This is a genomic window from Streptomyces sp. NPDC000410, assembly GCF_040300305.1.
GTDB lineage: Bacteria > Actinomycetota > Actinomycetes > Streptomycetales > Streptomycetaceae > Streptomyces.
This window is the reverse complement of the sequence record NZ_JBEPDM010000081.1, coordinates 1-19,102: the sequence shown is the minus strand read 5'-3', so window position 1 is coordinate 19,102 and position 19,102 is coordinate 1. Positions and strand designations below refer to the sequence as shown.

16 protein-coding genes and 4 pseudogenes are annotated in these 19,102 nt (G+C 68.9%); 5 read left to right on the top strand and 15 right to left on the bottom strand.

From position 1 onward, the window contains the following. Positions 1–173: pseudogene (locus ABT342_RS36350) on the top strand (IS3 family transposase); the annotation flags it as partial. A gap of 575 nt (positions 174–748) precedes the next feature. On the opposite strand, the gene ABT342_RS36345 reads toward ABT342_RS36350, so the two are convergent. Then, positions 749–1,339 (bottom strand): Imm21 family immunity protein, encoded by a 591-nt coding sequence (locus ABT342_RS36345; RefSeq protein ID WP_351583295.1) that lies wholly within the window; start codon positions 1,337–1,339, stop codon positions 749–751. 364 nt (positions 1,340–1,703) lie between these two features. Here ABT342_RS36345 and ABT342_RS36340 point away from each other — a divergent pair, with 364 nt between their 5' ends. Further along, entirely contained in the window at positions 1,704–2,318 is a 615-nt protein-coding gene (locus tag ABT342_RS36340) for a hypothetical protein (RefSeq protein ID WP_351583292.1), read from the top strand. 5 nt (positions 2,319–2,323) lie between these two features. Here the strand turns inward: ABT342_RS36340 and ABT342_RS36335 are convergent. The 6 genes and pseudogenes from ABT342_RS36335 to ABT342_RS36310 all read right to left on the bottom strand — a co-directional run. Next, a pseudogene (locus ABT342_RS36335) lies at positions 2,324–2,923 on the bottom strand (transposase); the annotation flags it as partial. 485 nt (positions 2,924–3,408) lie between these two features. Then, positions 3,409–3,879 (bottom strand): DIP1984 family protein, encoded by a 471-nt coding sequence (locus tag ABT342_RS36330; protein WP_351583289.1) that lies wholly within the window; start codon positions 3,877–3,879, stop codon positions 3,409–3,411. Between the two features lie 171 nt (positions 3,880–4,050). After that, positions 4,051–4,929, bottom strand: coding sequence for a TniQ family protein (locus ABT342_RS36325; RefSeq protein ID WP_351583285.1), 879 nt, complete (start codon positions 4,927–4,929; stop codon positions 4,051–4,053). Then, a complete protein-coding gene (locus tag ABT342_RS36320; protein ID WP_351583282.1) occupies positions 4,913–5,983 on the bottom strand; it encodes an AAA family ATPase in 1,071 nt (356 codons plus the stop codon). The genes ABT342_RS36325 and ABT342_RS36320 overlap by 17 nt, the downstream gene beginning before the upstream one ends. Next, complete coding sequence (locus ABT342_RS36315) at positions 5,977–8,055, bottom strand: TnsB C-terminal domain-containing protein (protein ID WP_351583279.1); 2,079 nt, start codon at positions 8,053–8,055, stop codon at positions 5,977–5,979. The genes ABT342_RS36320 and ABT342_RS36315 overlap by 7 nt, the downstream gene beginning before the upstream one ends. Further along, positions 8,048–8,776 carry a TnsA-like heteromeric transposase endonuclease subunit gene (locus tag ABT342_RS36310; protein ID WP_351583298.1) on the bottom strand — a complete coding sequence of 243 codons (729 nt, stop codon included), beginning with the start codon at positions 8,774–8,776 and terminating at the stop codon, positions 8,048–8,050. Before ABT342_RS36310 ends, ABT342_RS36315 begins: the two co-directional genes overlap by 8 nt. Positions 8,777–9,279: 503 nt before the next feature. On the opposite strand from ABT342_RS36310, the gene ABT342_RS36305 reads away from it, so the two are divergent. After that, positions 9,280–10,689, top strand: a complete 1,410-nt coding sequence (locus ABT342_RS36305) for a hypothetical protein (protein WP_351583276.1) — start codon at positions 9,280–9,282, stop codon at positions 10,687–10,689. On the opposite strand, the gene ABT342_RS36300 is transcribed toward ABT342_RS36305, so the two are convergent. The 3 genes and pseudogenes from ABT342_RS36300 to ABT342_RS36290 form a co-directional block, all read right to left on the bottom strand. Then, positions 10,580–11,182: a GNAT family N-acetyltransferase gene (locus tag ABT342_RS36300; protein WP_351583273.1), complete on the bottom strand. Its 603-nt coding sequence runs from the start codon at positions 11,180–11,182 to the stop codon at positions 10,580–10,582. The genes ABT342_RS36305 and ABT342_RS36300 overlap by 110 nt on opposite strands. Before the next feature lie 237 nt (positions 11,183–11,419). Beyond that, a complete protein-coding gene (locus tag ABT342_RS36295) occupies positions 11,420–11,890 on the bottom strand; it encodes a hypothetical protein (protein WP_351583270.1) in 471 nt (156 codons plus the stop codon). A 12-nt stretch (positions 11,891–11,902) separates the two neighbouring features. Then, a pseudogene (locus ABT342_RS36290) lies at positions 11,903–12,088 on the bottom strand (N-acetyltransferase); the annotation flags it as partial. 395 nt (positions 12,089–12,483) lie between these two features. Here ABT342_RS36290 and ABT342_RS36285 point away from each other — a divergent pair. Next, a complete protein-coding gene (locus ABT342_RS36285) occupies positions 12,484–14,361 on the top strand; it encodes an ATP-binding cassette domain-containing protein (protein ID WP_351583267.1) in 1,878 nt (625 codons plus the stop codon). 54 nt (positions 14,362–14,415) lie between these two features. Here the strand turns inward: ABT342_RS36285 and ABT342_RS36280 are convergent, their stop codons facing one another. The 4 genes from ABT342_RS36280 to ABT342_RS36265 are packed head-to-tail and all read right to left on the bottom strand — an operon-like array spanning position 14,416 to position 17,176. Beyond that, positions 14,416–14,862, bottom strand: a complete 447-nt coding sequence (locus ABT342_RS36280) for a lasso peptide biosynthesis B2 protein (RefSeq protein WP_351583264.1) — start codon at positions 14,860–14,862, stop codon at positions 14,416–14,418. Continuing rightward, positions 14,859–15,122 (bottom strand): lasso peptide biosynthesis PqqD family chaperone, encoded by a 264-nt coding sequence (locus ABT342_RS36275; protein WP_351583261.1) that lies wholly within the window; start codon positions 15,120–15,122, stop codon positions 14,859–14,861. Before ABT342_RS36275 ends, ABT342_RS36280 begins: the two co-directional genes overlap by 4 nt. Beyond that, on the bottom strand, positions 15,119–17,002 hold the full coding sequence (locus ABT342_RS36270) for an asparagine synthase-related protein (RefSeq protein WP_351583258.1): 1,884 nt from the start codon (positions 17,000–17,002) through the stop codon (positions 15,119–15,121). The genes ABT342_RS36275 and ABT342_RS36270 overlap by 4 nt, the downstream gene beginning before the upstream one ends. 36 nt (positions 17,003–17,038) lie before the next feature. Then, a complete protein-coding gene (locus tag ABT342_RS36265) occupies positions 17,039–17,176 on the bottom strand; it encodes a lasso RiPP family leader peptide-containing protein (RefSeq protein ID WP_351583255.1) in 138 nt (45 codons plus the stop codon). Positions 17,177–17,684: 508 nt separating this feature from the next. On the opposite strand from ABT342_RS36265, the gene ABT342_RS36260 reads away from it, so the two are divergent. Continuing rightward, positions 17,685–18,713, top strand: a complete 1,029-nt coding sequence (locus tag ABT342_RS36260; protein WP_351583252.1) for an isoprenoid biosynthesis enzyme family protein — start codon at positions 17,685–17,687, stop codon at positions 18,711–18,713. Between the two features lie 136 nt (positions 18,714–18,849). Here ABT342_RS36260 and ABT342_RS36255 read toward each other — a convergent pair. Next, positions 18,850–19,102 (bottom strand): annotated as a pseudogene (locus ABT342_RS36255) (hypothetical protein); the annotation flags it as partial.

Here is a 19,102-nt window from a genome sequence, read left to right as displayed (position 1 = left end):
AGAAGAACGTCCTCGACCGCCAAAGCTGGACCACCCGCGCAGAACTGCGGATCGCGATCGTGACCTGGATCGAGCGGACCTACCACCGGCGCCGCAGACAAGCCGCACTCGGCCGACTGACCCTCGTCGAATTCGAAACCGTCATGACCACACCGGCCCTCCAGGCCGCGTGACCCAACCTGTCACCCGAACCTGCACCAGACCCGAACGCCTCCAGTGGCAGCTCATCGGGGAGATAGTGCTCGATCGCGCGGGCCCAGCCGGTCGCCATCGACCAGCCGGACTCATGGCTCAACCACTGAGCGAAGCGCCCGCCGGCGGGATCGAAGACGAAATCCTCGTCCACTCCATGGACCGAAAGAGCGATGGAGTAGCCGGTGAGCATGGTGCTCAACTCCTGCACCGAGCGGATGAACATCGCAGGCCGCAGCCGCACCTGTTCCTCGAAGTGGAACGCATCCTGCCACTCGGCCATGGGCTTCGGACGCGGGTTCCGTTCATCTGGCACCCACCCACCCTACGCATCCGCAGCACTGTCGTTGAGCTGCACGGGTGACGAATGGTCATACCGGACGGAGAGATCAACTGTCCGCCAGCGAGGACACAAGCTGTCCGCTCACCCGGAGGTCCCTGTGTCCCGATGACCCCAGCCGTCCTGGAACGGCTCCTCGGGGTCAGCTCCTTCGCCGCCGAACGATGAGCGGCGGGAGCCGTCAGAGCCACCTACGCAGCCGAGATGGCCCGCCGCTCAGATACGTAAGACTCGTTCAGGAAGGAGTTGGACGATCCCCACCCACGGGAAGTCGCCCGTATCGTGAGTCGCGCGCACCCTCCAGCGCCCTGCGGGCACAGGAATCCGGGCCTGCTCCGGCAGGCCTCCCTGGTCCGGGTACTCCACGGCGAGGTCCGCTCCGGCTACGGCGGAGTCCAGGAGAACAGCCGATCCATCGGTCTCCCACACTCCACAGTCCTCCCAGTCAGTGGCGGGGTCGTCCAAGACGGCCCTCGCGGCCTCAAGGAGCTCGGCATCTGAATCAGCGGCAAGCCACCGCACAAAGACATTCTGCTCGGAGAGGTAGCAGGTCGTGGCCGGCTCGTCGGCCAGTACCAACGCCGAGGCTTCCGCTCCAACGTCGATAATCCCAGCCCAGCCCTCCACGTCACATGCTCGGTCGTAGTCGTCGGGAACATCAGTCCCGCCGACGATGATCCCGTCTTCCGTGCAGCCACCCCACCGGTCCACAGCAGAGGCCGGGATGACGATCAACGGGCCGCCCATCGACTGCACCCAAGCGAGGTCGGCATGGAGGTGTCGAGAGCTGTTGCGAGACACGGTCATGTGATCAGTCTGCCCTTGCCCACCGACAACGCCTGAGGCGCTGATCCGCACCAGCCGATATCCGAACCTGCCGACAGGTGGAACTTGTCGGCAGGAGGCATGCATCCCGCTGACGCGTCGTATCCGGCGCTGCTCCGGCATCGCGGTGCGGAATCCGATCATAAGTCGGGATCCCGCACCTGCTGTAGACACCTCACGTTGCTGTGCCGTCAAGTTGGTCGACCTTGAGAGCCAGGGGCCTCGAAACAGTTCTGACCAGGCAGGGGAGAATCCCGGCATGGCGATGGCACGGCACAGGTACTCCTCTTCGCCCGTCGTGGACGGGCATCCGCTCTTGGACGAGCCCGGCTTCTGGCCTGCGTACTTGGCGGACCTGGCTGAGGGGTTCGCGCCAGAGGCCTTCGGATCGGACGCGGGCGACGCGGACGCCATGCTGGACACGCTCCACGACCCGTCGGCGTGGCCCATGTTCACGGTGCCGTTGGCTGGCGGCTTCGCGATCGTCGTGCACTTCAACAGCGGCGAGGAGTTCACGACCACGGACTGCTTCCTCACGCATCCCGACTGGGGCCAGGATCTCGTCCTGTCCAGCGACGATCAGGACCGCATCGGCCCGGGGCTGTGCTGGCCCGAGCTCGCCGCCCTGCTGGAGGCACCACCGGGTGCGGCAGGCGTCACCGACCCTCACGCCCGTCTCCTCCTTCTTCTGCCGGTTCTCGGCGACGCGGCGGTTCCGGAGGAGGCCGTGACGGCCGTGGTCGAGGCTCTGGTCGCTCGGGGTGCGCCCGAGGCGAGCCGGGCGTTGGCCGAGCGCCTGCTTCAGGGGCACCCCATGTGGGGCGCCGTCGGCTGGTGGTTCGACGATGACGAACAAAGCTGGCTCTGCGAGGGCGATCACAGCCCCCGCAAAGTCCCTCTGGGCGACCACCTGCCCCCACGGCAGCGAGCCGCCCTCGAAGCCTGCCTCACTCCCCGCTGATCGGCTCATGCTGCGTTCACAACGGCCTCGGTCAGAGGGGCCCCGAAGGCGAGCGATTCGTCATAGGTCCTGCCTTGCTTCAGGCAGTGGCAGTGGCAGAGCTGGCCGATCATGCGGTTGAAGAGGTTGCGCTGCGCGGCGGCGTGCCAGTCGCCTTGTTCGCGTCGGCGCCGGTAGTGGGCGTTGGCCCCGATGGATGCCCGTAGGGAGGCGAAGGCCCAGAGGTGGCCGGCGTGGTTGAGGCGGTCGTTCTTCACCCAGCGTCTGGTGATGGCGGATTTCTTGCCGGAGGCTCCGGTGATGGGTGAGGAGCCGGGCTAGGCCTTGAGGCCGCGGGCGTCGGCGAAGCGGGTGCGGTCGTCGCCGATCTCGGCGAGGACTCGGGCGGCGAGTTGGATGCCGAGGCCGGGGAAGCTCAGCAGGATCCCGGCGTCCGGGTGCTGGGGGATGGCTTCTTCGACCGCTTCGGCGAGCTGGTCTGCGGCGGTGCAGGCGGCGTCCAGCTGGATGAGGAGGGCGAGCATCTGCTTGCCGAGTGCGTTCTCGACCAGCGGTGGCTGGTGGGCCCACTCACTTCGGAAGACTTCACGAAGGCGTTCAGCCTCGGCTTCGATGTTGTGTCTCACGCCGTGTCCAGCCGCTCAGTCTCACGGCCGTGTTGAGCGGGTTTGATCTGTCGCACTGCGTCTGGCGTGTGGTGGGCTGCTGACCTGAGCTGTTGCCAGGTCGTTTGAGACCGCCGGTGGCCAGCGTTCTCAAGCGACCTGTCTTTCGCGGAAGTCTCGGTCGCGATAGATGCAGGAGAGCCGCCAAAATCGCCAACGGTATCCGCCAGAAATCGCCGTTCTCCAGGTGCTGCTATGTGGAAAGCCCCGAACCCGCCCTCGTCGCCTCGGATCTGCACGTGGTGATGTGCTGTGCGATGTGCACCGTTACCTGTACGCAGTGCTGAGCTGCACTGTTGGTGGGGAGTCGAACCCCCGCGCTGCTCTTCACGCACCAGGCGTGGGCTGGAAAACCGCCAGCCCTCGGTGTGTGCACGCCTCCGAGGCTACTACCTGCTCCACATCCCTCCAGCTTGCCGGACTACTCAGTCCAGCAGATCGACCTCCCAGTTCGTACGCTGGATCCGTACATCGACCTCGCGGATCTCCCGGGCGAGTGCGTCCGCCTGAGCACGCAGTTCCGCGACCGGAAGTGCGGAGAGCATCATCAGCTCGGACCGAAGCTGCCGGCCGTATGCCCGCTCGCCTTTGCCCGCCGCCGCGTCCGCCGCCGCGGTGACCACAGAGTGACGCAACCGCAGGACATCCCGGCGTGCGAGGGCATCGGTGAGCGTGCCGTCCGGACCCATCTCCACGGTGGCATTGGTCCGGTTGATCCGCCGGATCAACGTTTCCAGGGCGTCCAGCACCTCACCGGCCTCAGCCAACAGCTGAGCTGCATCCTCGGCGGGTGTCTCGCCTTCCTGGTACCGCGCACTGTCGACGACGCGCGCTCGCAGCTGTTCTACACGGCGCGTCGCCTCCGCACGATCTGCCAGTGCCTCAGCAAGCTTCACTGTCTCCCCCTCCAATGAGCCTGCACGAGTATACGAGTGCGAACCAGCTCGTAAGCACCTGGATTTTGATCCCCTGGAGCACTGATGTCCTGTCGAAGTGGATCTGTCAGGTGGCGAGCTGTTGACCTGCTGGGGTGCCAGGTCGTTTGAGAAGTCGGAGGCCCGAGGTTCTCAGGCGACCTGGCTTTCGCGGAAGTCGTGATCTCGGTAGAGGCAGAATCTCCGGTAGAGGGGGTCCTGGGTTCCGAGGGTGGTGTAGATCCGAGCGAATCGTCGGCGCAGCTCAGCGGTCGTTGCCAGGTAGAGCGCCTTGGGGTCGATGGCCGATGTGGGCGGGTCCAGGATCAGGTGCGTTAGCACCACGATCTCGGGGAACGCCGCGAGGTGACTGCGGTCCTCAGCCGAGATCTTCTTGCTGACGGCGAGACCTTCGACGCGGTCGAGGCGATCGGTCCATTCCTTCCCGAGGTCGATCGGCATTCCGGAGGCAGACCAGTCCTCGACGATCTTCCGCGCCAGGTCGAGGGCCCGTCCGGTCTGCCGGTGCCGGCGGGCGAGTTGGTCGAGGCGTCGCTGGGCCTCGATGACTTCGGGCAGAGCGACGAGCGGGATGTCGTGAGTGGAGCGGGTCCAGAGCTGATGCCGCGGGCAGAGGTGGACGTGGGCCGGCGAGAGAGTGATGACCACGGAAGCGGTGGGGCTGCGGCGGGCTGTGCAGCAGCGGCAGGGGCGGCTGATCAGCCGTTCCGTTCGCTGCCCGGGACCGTGTGGGCTGAGGAAGTCGGCGAGCGCGGGCAGGGCCCTGGCGAGGTGAGGCGTCGGGCGCCCGGAGAGTGTGGCCAGACGGTCGGGTGAGTGAGGATTCCAGTCGGCGGTGGTGTTGCTGAGCGGGGAGAACTCCGGCGGCAGCGGGCCCAGAAGGCGGGCGAGGAAGCTCGCGGGACGGTTGTTGGCGACGGCCAGGCGGTGGAGATAGGAGCCGAGGGTCTCGTCGTGGACGGGGCCGAGAGCGACGGGCAGCCGGTGGAGTTGGTCAGGCTGCGTCGGCATCCGGCCTCCGGCGGCGCGGTCGCCGGTTGCGGCGGTGTTCCTGGCGGGCGTCCTCGGCGGTCTGGTCGACCTCGATGGTCTCCAGAGTCTTGCGGGTGATGGCCTCGCTGCCGCTGATGACGGCCTCAAGGGCGGCGCCGCGGACGAGTTGGGAGAGGCTGCCGATCGCGCCGTCGGTGCGTTCGTGGAGGTAGCCGTCGAGTTTGACCAGGCTGCCGGACTTGTGCCGGTGCAGTCGTAGGGCGTCTTCGAGCGAGGCGATCAGGTTCCGCCAGTTCTGCCGCTGTGCAGTGGTGCCGTAGGCGAACGGTTCGGTGTCGGTGACGGTGTATCGGCCGGAGATCTGTTGGCCCCGGACCCCGCTGAACAGGCCGCTCGCGGCGACGTCGATGCCGGCGAGTACGAAGGTGGCGGGGATCCGCTCGGACAGGTATTTCAGCTGGTCGGAGGCTTCTGCCCCGGCTTGGGTGGCGAGGTTGAGGTTGTGGATCTCGTCGACGAGCGCGAGTTCGACGCGCATTTTGATCAGCAGATCGCAGACGGCGTTGGTGATGGAGGTCTGGGTCTCCTGTCGGACGACGGGAAGGCCGAGGAACCGGGCGAACTCGATGGCGAGCATCTTCGGGGTGGCCCGGGGCGGGACGGTGACGTAGACGACCGGCAGTCTTCCTGCCGCGGCCGGGCCGAGTCGTTTCCGGACCAGGAGTTCATGGTTGCGGCCGAGCTGGGCGATGGCGGTCGTCTTGCCGGTCCCGGCCTGGCCGGTGACGATCAGCCCGCGACGGCCGGAGATCTGGTGCCGGTTGAGCAGGACCAGGCGCCGCCCGGTGGTGAACACGTTGCGGACGGTGGGGGTGCCCACGATCACGAGCCGGGAGTGGTAGTCCAGCCTGGGCTCGCTGTAAGCGAGCCGTTTCTCCTCGGTCAGGGCCATGAAGGCCCGCAGCGAGAGCATGGTCGGGCAGATCGGGGCATCATCGACGAACTGCTTCCAGCCGTCCTTGGTGGTCAGCGGGTTGTGCTCGTCATCACGGGCGTCGGGCGGAGTCACCACAGAGGCTTACCTTCCTCTTCCAGGGGGTTGAAGACGCCGAAGGGGGTGACCGCCGCATCCTCCGAACCCTCGTTCTCGCTGTCGTCCGCATCGGCGGGCCGGGCAGGTGGGAGTGCGGGCCGTGTGGGGGCCTCAAGGGCTGCCCGGGTGCGGGCCATGACCTGCTCCGATCCGGCTGGCGGATTCCCCGACCTGCGCAGCAGCTTGGCCAGGACCTGGGCGATGGCGGTCTCGCTGGTGTCGTCGCGGCCCTGGTCGGCGAGGAGCTGGCGTGCGTGACGCCAGGTGAAGTCGGCGAATGGGGCCCGGACCATGGGCAGATGGGTCCACGGGGCTTCGATCCATCGGCGGCTGTCGCTTCGCCGTACCCAGACGCGGGAGACGTCGTAGGGGTCGTAGTGGACCTCCCACAGATCCTGCTTGCCCGTCACCCCGGACGGCTGCCTCCGTAGCCGGTTGAGCTCGGGGCTGTCGTAGGTGCGGTAGTTGACCTTGATGCCGTAGTCGTTGACGGCCCTCCAGACCGCGGGCAGCAGTTCGATGTAATCCTCCGCCGATAGAGCAACGGGCAAATACCCGGCGCGGGCGACAGCGATGGCGTACGACTCATTCGGCGACAGAGTCCGCCCCGCCATATACGGATTGCGCAGACCCTCGTGCGGACGCTGCTGCCAGCAGATGATCCACTCGTCCAGGAGGTCCTGGAGCTGAGCGAGGCTCCAGACCGCCTCGGAGGCCGGATCGCTGCCGCGACGGGTGACATCGGAGCCGGTGTAGCCCGCGACGTACTGGCAGAACAGCGAGTTGATCGATGCGAACGTCCTCTCCACGATCGCTTTATCCGTCGGGGTCCTGGGCCTCGCGAGCTGCAAGGAGATCCCCAGCAGCGAGCAGGCGGAGGAGAACGTGTCGGAGACGAACACCTTGCCGTGGTCGATCACGATGGTGTCCGGGACGATGACCGGCTTGGCCGCAGCCTTCTCCAACCGTGCGTCCACCGCCATGAGCCGCTGGTGCGGCAGGATCGAGTCCGACATCGCCAGGGTCTGGCTCCAGCCCGGCCGCATCGGCTCGGGAACCAGCATCCTCGCCAGCAGCACCGCGGCGTCCACGCCTTTCGTGCCCGCGGGCCTGAGCAGGGCCGCGCAGATCGTGCGCGTCGTGACATCGACCGCGATCGTCAGTTCAGGGCGGGCCACGACTCCGTCGTCCAGCACCGCCATCACGTCCAGCCGCATGGAGTCGATCTGCACGATCTCCCCGGGGCGGGCGGCCATGGAGGGGGTGAACGGCCCCACGGGCCGAAGCGCTCGCTGGCGGCGGACCGTGGCCGAACCGAAGGACTCGTTGTTCCTGGCGAGGCCGTTCACCAGCCGGTAGAAGGTCGCCCTCGTCGGCAGGAGCTTCACCGCTTCCTCGCCGTGTTTCGCGGCGAGGATCTGCTCGGCCCGCAGCATGAGCCGCTTGCGATCCCCTGTCGAAAGGTCCGTCTGCCCGGCCAGGGCCTCGGTGACCGCCTCGACCACGCGCTCGTCCGTCCTTCCCGTGCCGGGGACCGGGGCCGGCGGTTTCCGGGACCGGCCGTCCACCAGCCCCCACAACCCCTCGGCCTCGTAGCGCTGCCGCATTCGCAGAAAGGTCCGCTTGCTCATCTGTTGCCCGCCGGCCGCCAGCTCGGCCACCTTCGCAGCTTCTCGCTCCATCAGCGTCCGCCAGGCCGGGTCGTACTCGGGCCGAGGAGACGTGCCCTCCGGAGCATCCGGGGGCAGCCCGGTGAGTACTTCCACCACGTGCTGTTCCCAGAACCGGGCCTGCTCGACGGCCGCCAGCGGCAACGCGTCCACCAACGCGAACGGCGGCAGGACTCGTTCCGGGACCGCCTCCGGCCCACGGTCCAGCACCTCGAAATCGGCGGCCGCCATCACGTAACCGGCAGCCATGACACTGGTGTCGCCCTCGTCGCTGAGCAGCCGCAAGATCGTTCCATCCAGGCCGATGATCTGCTGGTCGTGGCCCTCGAACCGAATCCGGTCCCCGACCCGAAGAACCCCGCGTGGCGCCAGTTCAGCCATGACTCACCGCCGCATGGCCGATCATGGCGCCGTCTCCCAACGGCACCGACAGGTCAAGACGCAGGTCACCGCACCACAGCAGGTGGTAAAGCGTCGGCAGGACGGACAACGGGTCCCCCACCGCTTCGACACCGTCCATGAGCAACTGCGGGTCCTCGAACGTGTCCATGAGCCGCTTCGCGACGTCGCCGACCCGATTACGTGGATGCCGATATCCCGACAGCCAACGGACGTTGGCCATCTCCACCGGATCAGGCTCGTGCACCAGCGCGAAGGACCAACAGCCCATCTCCTGGCACATCGCCGCGGTCGCCGAGAACTTCACCGCATCCTCCGGGCCGACCCGGTCCGCCGGCCGGACATCAACGACCAGGCCCGAGCCGTCCTCCAGCCGTGCGAAGTAGTCCGGCGTATGCGAGATCCGGCGCGTCGCCCCCTGCCAGGTCACCCGGAACGGCTGCGAGGCCAGCCCCACCACCCGCCGGTCATGGACAAGGAGCATGGCCCGGTCCCGCTCCAGCCACGACTCGAACCCCACCAGCGACTCCGTCGTCGCAGCCCAGTACCAGCCCGTGAAGTGCCGCTGCCCGCGGTACGACGTGAACCGCCGCACTGGGAGCACCAACTCGAACCGAACCCGGGACACCGCCTCCAGCACGGACTTCCGCAGCCCGCCACCCTCACCATCAGCCCACTCGACATCGACCAGACCCAGATCCATCGCCACCCCCGGCTCCGCATACCTGCCGAAAACGACCGTGACAGGTACTGCGAGAACCGGACCAGAAAAATGAGATCAAACCCCACGTACGGGGCAAACGTCGTCGCTCAGCGTGCGACGCAATGAGAATCCGACAACACGAACGAGAAGCCCTGCGAATCCGACAGCTTCAATGCGACAGGACAACTGACCAGCCACTGAAGTGAGAGCGGGCAGCCCCTCAGAGCGCCACGAAGGAGAATCCGACAGTACGAACGAGAACGAGGGGGAATCCGACAGCTTCAGCGCGACGGGACATGCGTGTCCTGTCGTATTCCATGTGGCAGGAAACGAGGCCCTGACCTGCGGGACTGCCAGATAGCTCGGGAATGCGAGGTGGTGTCGTTCTCAGACGAGCTGGCTTCCGCGGAAGTCGGCGATGGGCCGCCCTGAACGAGGATCTGTTCGCGGGCCTGGGTGCGAATGCGGCGGACCGCGGCGGGGGCCCTGTTGTCGTCGCGGCGGTGGCCGCTGTCGCCTGCTCCCCAATGGCGCGTGAGAGACTCGGTGGTCGGATCACCGAGGCAGAGGGGGCCGCTGCCATGCCGGACGCCATACCGCCACCGGTGCACCTCGACAAGGTGGTGGACGGGCTCGCGGGAAACCCCGCCCTGCCGTCAGAACTCGTGCGCCGCCTCCTCGGCTATCGCAAGGGCTTTGGCACGGTGGCCGAACGGCCGGACCTGAGCGATGACATGATCGCCGAGATCATTGCCGCCGACGACCACTGGCTCACGCACTCGCTCGCCCTCAACCGCAGCCTCCCACACGCCTTCCGGATGATGCTTGCCGAGCACCCGGATCCCGCGGTACGCACGGCTGTGGCGGTTGCTGCGGGCGACGCACCGCGAGAGCTGTACGAACGGCTGCTCGGCGACGCCGACCCGCAGGTACGCGGACACGTGGCGGAGAGCGATCACGTACCGGCGGACCTGCGGGCCCGGCTGGCAGCGGACTCCGACCCGAAGGTCCGGGCGACGCTTGCCCAATGGTGGACGACGGCCCCGGAAGAGGTGCGCCGGCTGCTGCTGACGGATCCCGACGACTCAGTACGAGCAGGAGCCTGCGCGACCTACTTTCGCCGGATTCCCCATCCCGTTCCGCCAGCAGACCTCGTTCCGGCGCTGCTGGCCGACCCGGTCACGCGCGCCGGGGCGGTGCGCCACTGCACGCTGGACACCGCCACCGCCCGCCGGCTGGCCGACGATCCGGACGATGAGGTGCGCGAGGAGCTCGCGGAACACCCCGACCTCCCACCGGCACTGCGCGACAAGCTCGCCCAGGATACGAACCTGCGCGTTGCGCTCCGTGTCTTCGCCCGTCAGGACACCCCGGAGCCGACTCGAGCCGCGATCCATGCACAGATCCTGTCCGACGTGCCCCCGCTGGAATGGCTCGCGAGCCACCAAGCCCTGGACGACAACACGCTCGAACGGGAACTCATGGGCGAGATAGCACGTGCCGAGCTTCGGGCACTGCGTCTGCCGTGGGTGACGGCTGACCCCCTGCCATACGTGGACTCGCCATACGCCTGCTTCCGTGCCTCGGCAGCGATGTCCGACCGGCTCCCGGCACCGCTTGTCACATCCCCCAACCCTAGGTCTCGGCCTCTGCGACTCGACGCGGTCATCGCCGCGAGAAGGCGCCGAGGCCGTAAGGCCACGCTCACACTGCGGACGGTACAAGCTGTGCGTGACCACCTCTACGAGGAATTGAGCAAGCAAGCAATACCGCTACTTCACCAGCGACAAGCGTTCTGTCTGGTCAGGAGTCCCAGGCACGAGGCCGGTTCAGCTCTTCCCATTCGGGGCGGAGTAGTGAGAACACGGCGAGGTCGTGGCGGCGGCCACGATGGAGGCAGGCGGCGCGGTTGATGCCTTCCTGCACGAAGCCGGACTTGGCGAGGACGGCGAGCGCGGCGGCATTGTCCATGTGAGTCTCTGCCGTGAGCCGGTACATCGGTAGTTCGCCGAACGCCAGATCCACCAGAGCGTCGAGGGCGGCGGTGCCGTGGCCGTGCCCGCGATGCTGAGCAGCGAGCATCAGCTCGACCTGTGCCGCTCCGTTGACCATGTCCTGGCCGGTCAGCGCAACGTGCCCGACAGGAGTGCTGTCCGGAATGAGGATGAGGAAGTCGTCGCGCTCGTCGTCGTCGATGTCGCGCTCGACGCGCTCGCGCATAGCGGTGAGCGAGCACGGCCAGATGCCCAATTGGTGGGCGGTTTCAGGGTCGGATCGCCAGCCGTGCAAGAGCTCGGCGTCGTCCAAGTCGAGTGCCGCGAGGCCGACGGACTTGGCCCGCCAGGAAAGTTCCCTATCAGCCTCTGCGTCATGCTCGTTGCCTGAGATCCTGGTCTCCTCGGTCATAGGCGGATGCTATGGGTGCCTTCAGGTCGGGACCACCGGATTTATCCGCATGGCACCCCATCGCCGTCCCGCCGCAGTCGGTCCCGCACATCCGTGTGCAGGCCCGAGGCGATGAAACCTACGAAAAGGCCGGTGTCGCTCTTTGTTCCCCAGGCGGTCAGGGGTTGAAGAGGCGATCGTGGGTCGCCCGATTTCCGCAACAGCTGAACCGCGAGATCTCACACAGGTCGCTCGGGCTCAATGGGAGGCGAGGCTTCCGCGGGCCGCTGTCATGAAAGCGGTCTTGTGCTCCTCAAGGTGCTCGTTGACCTCGGTGTCGCCGATCTCGCGCCACACCGCCTGGTTGAGCGCGCGACCATACGCATGAACAGGGGCGTGCAGGACCGTGTCGCAGAGCAGCACAAGATGCCGTTCAGCGACCCAGAGCTTGGTCATTGTGGCCGCAGCCGACCCGCTCCAGCCATCGTCATCGCCCCACGAATCAGGACGGCTGTAGGCCGCCCGTTCGGCATCCTGGGCACACGCGATGAAATCCTTGATTGCCTGCAACTGTTCGGCTCGGCGCGCCTCAGAGGTGGCCGATGCCTGCCGTCGTTCCTCCGCCCGCTCAGCGGACCGCTGGGTGGCGCGCTGGGAGAGCGCCGTCAGACCACCACCGAGCGCTACACCTGCGAGCGAAAAGACCGATACCCACACCTCCAGCGCCACACCATCGCCCCCTCACGACAAGTTCTTGCGCATCAGCGTGCACATTGTTTCGTACCGGCAGAGCGAGCCGTCCGGCGCCTCCTTATCCCAGGCATCCGGCCGATGGCCGTAGGCCTCGTACCCGAGGCGCTGGTACAGGGCTCGGACCCGCGGATTGTTCTCCTCCTCTGCAAGCTCGGCCCGACGCGGGCCGCGTGACCCGGGCGGCGGAGGACCCCACCAGGTGGAGGCGATGGCGGCGGGCCTCGGATGAGGGGTGGGGGCCGCGGCGGATCGGGACGTTCCGGCGGCGTCTCGTACGAGCAGGTGCGGGTCACATGTCCGGCAGAGACGGAACCCGGGTCAGCAGTCGGCCCCTGAACTGCGGTCCCTGGCCGCCCGGAACTCCGAACTGCCAGGGACCTGGTGTGCAGGCTCCTGTGATCAGCCGAAGCCGCCGGGGATCGGCCGAGGTAGTGGTGGTAGGTACTCGGGGCGTCACTGCCGTGGCCGATGCGCGACTTTCTCCTGCCTGCTTTACGGTTCCCACCTTGCGGGCTAATTCGGGCTCTTCGCCCCCCGCGTGCTCCGGTTGGCGCACCACCATGGGACGGGTGACGCCATCCTCATCCGGTTCCTCGTCCGTCAACACCCCGCAGCAGGTCGGCCTCCGCGGCGACGCGCACTTCGAGGACATCGCGAATGCCTCCTGGTGGCGGATGGCCGCCCGGCTGCCGCGTACGCTCGCCGCCGCGGCCCGCCTCGGCTGGGCCGCCGACCGTTCCGCGATGTTCTGGCTGGCCGGCTGCCAGCTGGCCGTCGTCGTCTCCTCGGCCGTGGCGCTCGCCGCGCTTCCGGGTGCGCTGGCCCAGCTGTTCCAGGGCGGTCAGGTGGCCGACCGGGTGGCGGCGGCCGCTCCCGCGCTGATCGTTGTCGCCGTCGCCGCCGGGGTGCGTGCCGGGGCCGACGCGCTCGCCGTCCACGCCTCCGCGCGTCTTGCTCCGGAGGTGGCCACCGAGGCGGACCTCCAGATCCTCGCGGCTGCCCCGAGGGTGGAGTTGGAAGCGTACGACCAGCAGGGTTTCGCCGACCGGCTGCAGGCCGCGGGCCGCGGCGCGGAGGCGACCGAGAACCTGATCGGCGATGCCCAGGCGCTGGTCTCCTCGCTCGGCCAACTCATCGCCGCAGCCTCGGTGCTTGCCCTGCTCCACCCCGTGCTGCTGCCGCTGCTCATGCTCGCCGTGGTGCCCAAGGGCGCCGCCGCCGTCACGACCGCGCGCATCCAGCACCGCGCCGACCACCAGAACATCGCGGACAGCCATCTGCGCTATCTGCTGCGGCACTACGCCACCCACCAGCGCACCGCGGCCGAGGTCCGCGCCACGACCATGGCTTCGTTCCTGGCCGGCTGGTACCGGGAGATCACCGACCGGATCAAGGCCACGCACCGCCGCGCCGCCCCGCGCGTCCTGCGCGTCACCCTGCTCGGTGCCGGCGTCAGCGGCCTCATGCTCGCCGCTACCTGGGCCGCCCTCGGCTGGCTGGCCGCCACCGGGCGGATGGACCTCGCGCTCGCGGCCACTGCCGTCGTCGCCGTACGTACCTCCACCGGCGCGCTGACGTCCCTGGTCCTGGCCGCCGCCCGGTTGTTCCGCACCAGCCTGTACCTGGAGGACTGGCAGGCGTTCCTTCACCGGGCGAAGGCCCTGCGCGCGGTCCGCGGGTCCCGGGTGATCCCGGCCGGCGCGCCCGCCGAGATCCGTAGCGAGAACGTGAGCTACACCTATCCCGGTGCCGCGGCTCCGGCGGTCGACGGCGTCAGCCTCACACTGCGGCGCGGCGAACTGATCGCGCTGGTGGGCGAGAACGGGTCCGGCAAGACCACTCTGTCCGCCCTGCTCACCGGGCTCCGCGTCGCGTCCGCCGGCACGGTGTGCTGGGACGGGATCGACCTGGCCGAGGCCGACCCGCACAGTGTGTGGGCGAAGGTCGGCCTGGTGCCCCAGGACTACACCCGCTGGCCGATGGACCTGCGCGCCAACATCCATCTCGGCCAGCCCCGCTCCGAGAGCGACGCCCCGCTCCTGGACGCCGCGCGGGCGGCCGGCGCGGACAGCGTCATCGCGCACGTCCCGCAGGGCCTGGACACGCTGGTCGCGGGCTCGCACTGGGGCGGCACCGATCTGTCCGGCGGGCAGTGGCAACGGATCGCCGTCGCGCGCGCCTTCTACCGTGATGCCGCGATGCTCATGCTGGACGAGCCCACCTCCGCGATGGACCCCCGCGCCGAGTACCTGGTGATCCGCCGTTTCAAGGAGCTCGCCGCGGGCAAGACCGCCGTGTTCGTCACCCAGGGCCTGGAGAACGCCCGGATCGCGGACCGCATCGTCGTCCTCGAGCGGGGTCGCGTCCGTGAAGAGGGCGACTTCCGGACGCTGATGGCACGCGACGGACTCTTCGCCGAGCTCTACCGCCTCGCCCGGGACCGGTGACCGCTCGCCCCTTTGCCGCCGAGGGCCCCGTTGAGGGCGGGGGCCCGCCGGGCCTCAGGGCTGCCTTTCCGGCAGCCGCTTCTCCGGCAGGGCGGCCGGCACCACCATCATGCGCTGGTACTCCCCCGGCCGGTGCGGTTCGCCCACCGGGAGGCCGTCGACCTCCACCCAGGCGTGCGCGCGGAACGGCGCCGTGCGCACTCCTGTGCACCACTCCGGCCACACCCCGCGCATCCGGCACAGCAGCGCGGTGGCCACGGAGCGCTGAAGGCAGCCCTCCCCGGCGCAACGCGCGCTGACCGCGACGACGGCCTCGCGGGCAGCGAGCGCCTGCCGCATGGTGGCGGGGGCGGCCCCCCGCCGGACCACGGACAGGACGCGGCGGATGCGGCGCGGCTTGAGCGCGACGATCAGCCGGGCGGCGGCCGTGGCGAGGAGGGCGGCGGGACGGCGGCGCAGGGGCAGGCGGCGGCGGGTGGCGGGCACCATCGACTGGCTCATGCGGGCACCACCAGCCGGGCCTCGATCAGTGCGCGCGTGATCGAGGCGGTGTCGGCGCCGGCGCGCTCCTCGGTGAGCCGGGGGTAGGCGGCGCACAGCGCGCGGGCCGTGTCCGGTGGTTCGGCGCCGTCGATGAGACTGCGCAGGACGAGCGCAGCGGTGCGGTTGAGCTGCCAGTACCGGCCGGTGACCTCGTCGAGCACCACCATGCCGTCCGCTGTGTCCGTCACGCAGACGTCGGGTCGCAGGGTCAGGCTCACGGCGCTCCTTCAGTGATCGCAGTGGTCGGCGGACGGGTGCGTGCGGGGCGGGCACGGAGCCAGATCTCGCTGCCCAGACTGGAGCTGAGGGAGCGCAGCCCCTCCGGGGTGGGGTGCACCCCGAGCAGGGACGCACGGACCGCGGCGTCGTCGATCAGTCCGGCCCGGGCGAGCCGCGAACCGTCGAAGAGCTCGGCCAGGGCGGCGCGGTTGTGGCGCAGAGCGGCGTGGAAGTCCGTGCTGTACTCGCCCTTCGTCTGCCGCCGCAGGACGTCGTCGGGCACGATGCCGCGCATCGCCTCGGCGAGCACCGGCTTGTACCGGCCGGGGGTGCTGCGCTCGGCCACGCGGATGGCCAGGGCGGCCTCGATCACCTGGTCGTCGAGGTAGGGCGCGGCCTGCCCCAGGCCGCTGCGGGAGGTCACCTGATCCAATTGCCGCAGGCCGCGCCCACCGGTCCGTACGCACGCGAGTGCCGTGTGCTGTCCGCGCTGGAGCGCGAGCGGCTCGGCGGTCTCGGCGGCTTCCCGCAGCAGGCTCTGCACGGCCAGGGCCGCGTCCCGAGTCGCCCACGGCGGCATGCGCAGGTCCACCCCCCACGCCGTCGAGGGCGCACCGCGGACCAGGGCCGGCGACGGCGGCTGTGGCGCGGTGAGGCCCTGCGCCCACGCGGCCAGCCACTGGCCGAACGTCCTGCGGTCCGCGAGCTGCCGCAGCAGTGGCCCGAGCGGCCAGTGCTGGGAGGCGCGTTGCGTACGGATACGGGCATACGCCGCCAGCGGATGGCGCCGGACGTAGTCGTGCAGATGCGGGGGGAACGTGCTGAACAGCTCGTCTCCACCGCCGCCCATCAGGTGCAGGCGTGACCCGCGGCCGGTCATCAGGCGGCAGAGCGCCGCCATCCTGGCGCCGTCGCGAACCCATGGTCCCGGCTCGTCGGTGGGGACGGCGTCGCCGGTGAGAGCCCTCAAGTCGCTGTACCAGAGGGGCCATTGGTCGCGGGCGGGCGTGACGTGCTCGCTGCCGGGAAGGCGGGCAGCGGCACGCGCGGCCCAGGCCGCGTCGTCGTTCTCCGGGTCGAGGCTCTGCCAGCGCAGCGTCACCAGCCTCGCTCCGGCGGGCCGGGTCCGCTCCTGCTCCCGGGCGGCCAGGAAGCACAGGCTGGTGGAGTCCAGGCCGCCCGACAGGTCCGCGCTCACCGTGCCCCCGCCGGCCGTGCAGGCGCCCACCGCGGCGGTCAGCGCCGCACGCACCGCGGGCACTCCTTCCCGCCACGCGCGCTCTGGCTCCGGCGGGGTCCACCACCGCTGGGTCCGGGCCCGCCCGTCCGCGTCGATCAGCAGACAGTCGAAGGACGGCAGGGCTCGCACGCCCTGCCACACACAGCGGTCGTCCAGCGGATACGGAAGCGGCGAGGCGAGCAGGTGCGCGGCCAGGATCCGTTCGTCAGGGGCCGCTCCGGTCACGGCGGCGAGCCGGTCCGACCTGTCGGCGGCCACGGACACTCCGCCCACCCGCGCGTGAAAGAGCCGCCGCACCCCGGACGCGCTCCCCCTGGCCCGGACCGAACCGTCGACGGAGGCAAGGAGGTGGAAGCTTCCGGTCAGACCATGGGCGATCCGCTCCACGTCCCCGATGTCCCGCAGCCGTCCCGCCCGCGCGGACAGCGCCTCGACGGTGACCGGGCAGCGCCCGATCACCGCGACTCGCCGCGCCCCTGCCGCGCCCACCGTCACCAGTCCGTCCGGCCAACTGCCCAGCAGCCAGGGCCGACCGGAGTGGTGAGGGATGGTCTCGGTGGCCCAGGGGCGCAGGAGCCGCGCCGCGGCCACGCCGGATTCACCGTCCGGAAGGATCGTGAACCATACGTCACCGCTCATGGCACGTCACCCCGTCATGTGTTGTCGGTCTCGGGCTCAGTTGGGGCCGAGGTACCACTCGTACGGCGGGAATCCACCCTCGTAGAACGCGCCCAGGGCCTCGCCGCGGGTCAGCTCGGCGAAGTCACCGACTTCCACCATGGCCGGTGGTTCGTACGCTTCGTCCTGCTGCATGCAGGTCCTCCTCTGCTTCCGCTGATGGCGTGGAACCCCACACCGTTGCGAAAAGTGCCCACGGCATTTCGGCACTACGCCGACCGGAGGCATCTCCCACCCAATGGAGTGACGTTCTTCCCTTCCCGTCACCGCCCGGCACGGGCAGCTCCCGTGTTACGGGTGCGCTACCCGCCGGTGCTGCACGCAGCGGCACGGGCTGACTGGTTCAGGGCGCATGCCGGGGTGTCGCGTATTCGTGGGCACGGCCGACAGAGTTGTCGCGATGAGTGGTGATGGACCCGTGCAGGTGTCGCCCTCGGGCTGGGGCGGTGCTGCCGAGCGGGGCTGCCTTCGGCTTCCGGCGATGCCGGTACTCCCGCTCCCGTCAACCTGTTGGTACGGCGTACGCCCGGTCGAGTTCACGACGCCTCGTTTGCAGCCGGTGATGGAATCAACTGTGTGAGTATCCGGAGCGGCCGTAAAGGTACGCGCCTCTGACCGGAAACGACGTACGGAAGGACGGGGTGTGGAATCGACAGGCCACCGCACGATCAGGCACCCCCGACCGCCTGGCGTGGACACCCTCCGCTACACCGCGCGGAGCGGCCTCGACGCCGTCCCCGATCCTCGCCACCGCACCATGGTTGCCGGTGTCCTGGCCTCCGGCCTTGTCGACGAGATGATCGCCCTCACCGCGACCTTCGATCCGCCCGTCAACCTCGCGCAGGCCCGCGCCGACGCCGATGTGCTCACCACCGAGTTCGCGGCGTTCGGCGTCGCCATCCCCGCCGCCACCACCGACAACATCACGCTGATGCGCGCCCTCATGGTGCCCATCGCCGACGACGCGCTCGCCCTCGCCCTCGATCGCATCTGGGTGTTCACCACCAACACCGATGACGTGTGCTGCCACGACCCCGCAGAGGCCGAAGCCATCCTGCGGTCCGGCATGCTGCCCGAGCCACGCTCATCCTCGCCGAACGCCCGGTACATCCGGCACATGTTCAACGAGGTCACGCGGTTCTGCGATCCGACGTTCCTCGCCGTCTTCAAGACCTTCTTCTACAACGCGATCACCGGCGTCCTCATGGAGGCGGAGTTCACGCCGGAAGCGTCCGACGAGGTGGACAGCGACTTCGTCCGCGTCTTCAACGGCTTCTCCCAGTTCTGGTTCACCTCACTTCAGTTCACCGATCCCTGCTTGAGCGCCCGCCACAACCGGGCATTCTGGTCGGCAGCGCTGAGCTCCTGCGTCGCGTTCCTCAACGACATCAACGATGTCCTGTCCTTCTACAAGGAGGCGGTGCACGGCGAGGACTTCCTCGCCAGCCGGATCTACCGCCGCTCGGTGAGCGAGAACATCCCCTACCTCGCCGCCTACGGCCGGAGCCTCGACAGCGGTCTCGCCGCCTACCGCCGCGTCCTGGACCTCGCCACTGACGAGCAGCGCCCGCACCTCGACCGCTACATGACCGCCTTCGCCTACTGGCACTTCCACTGCCGTCGCTACCGCTGGCACGACATCTACCCCGGGCTGACCCTGATCGACATCTGATCGCGTCGCCGATGCCGGATCGAACGCCAAGGACTTGATTCTGGTGGCGGGCAGACGGGGCGGCTGTCGGGTGCGTCAGGATGTCTGCATGGCCGTTCAGCGGACGCAGACCGGAGGGAGAACGGAGCCGAAAAACTCAGCTCCCGCTCGGCGAAATCCCGAGCCCCTTGTAGAGGACTGGCTGGCCGGTGTGTGCGTCGAGCAGGACGCGGTCACCCACGGGGCGTTCCAGTTTCACCGTCACCTGCTGCAACTTCGCCTGCTTGGTGCAGTTGCCGCTGTCTTTCCGGTCTTGGACGGAGGCCGACAGTACGACGCTTCCGCCTGTTTCCAGCACGTCCACCGCGGGGCCGTCGTCGCAGACGCCATGGAGGGCGACGACGGTCACC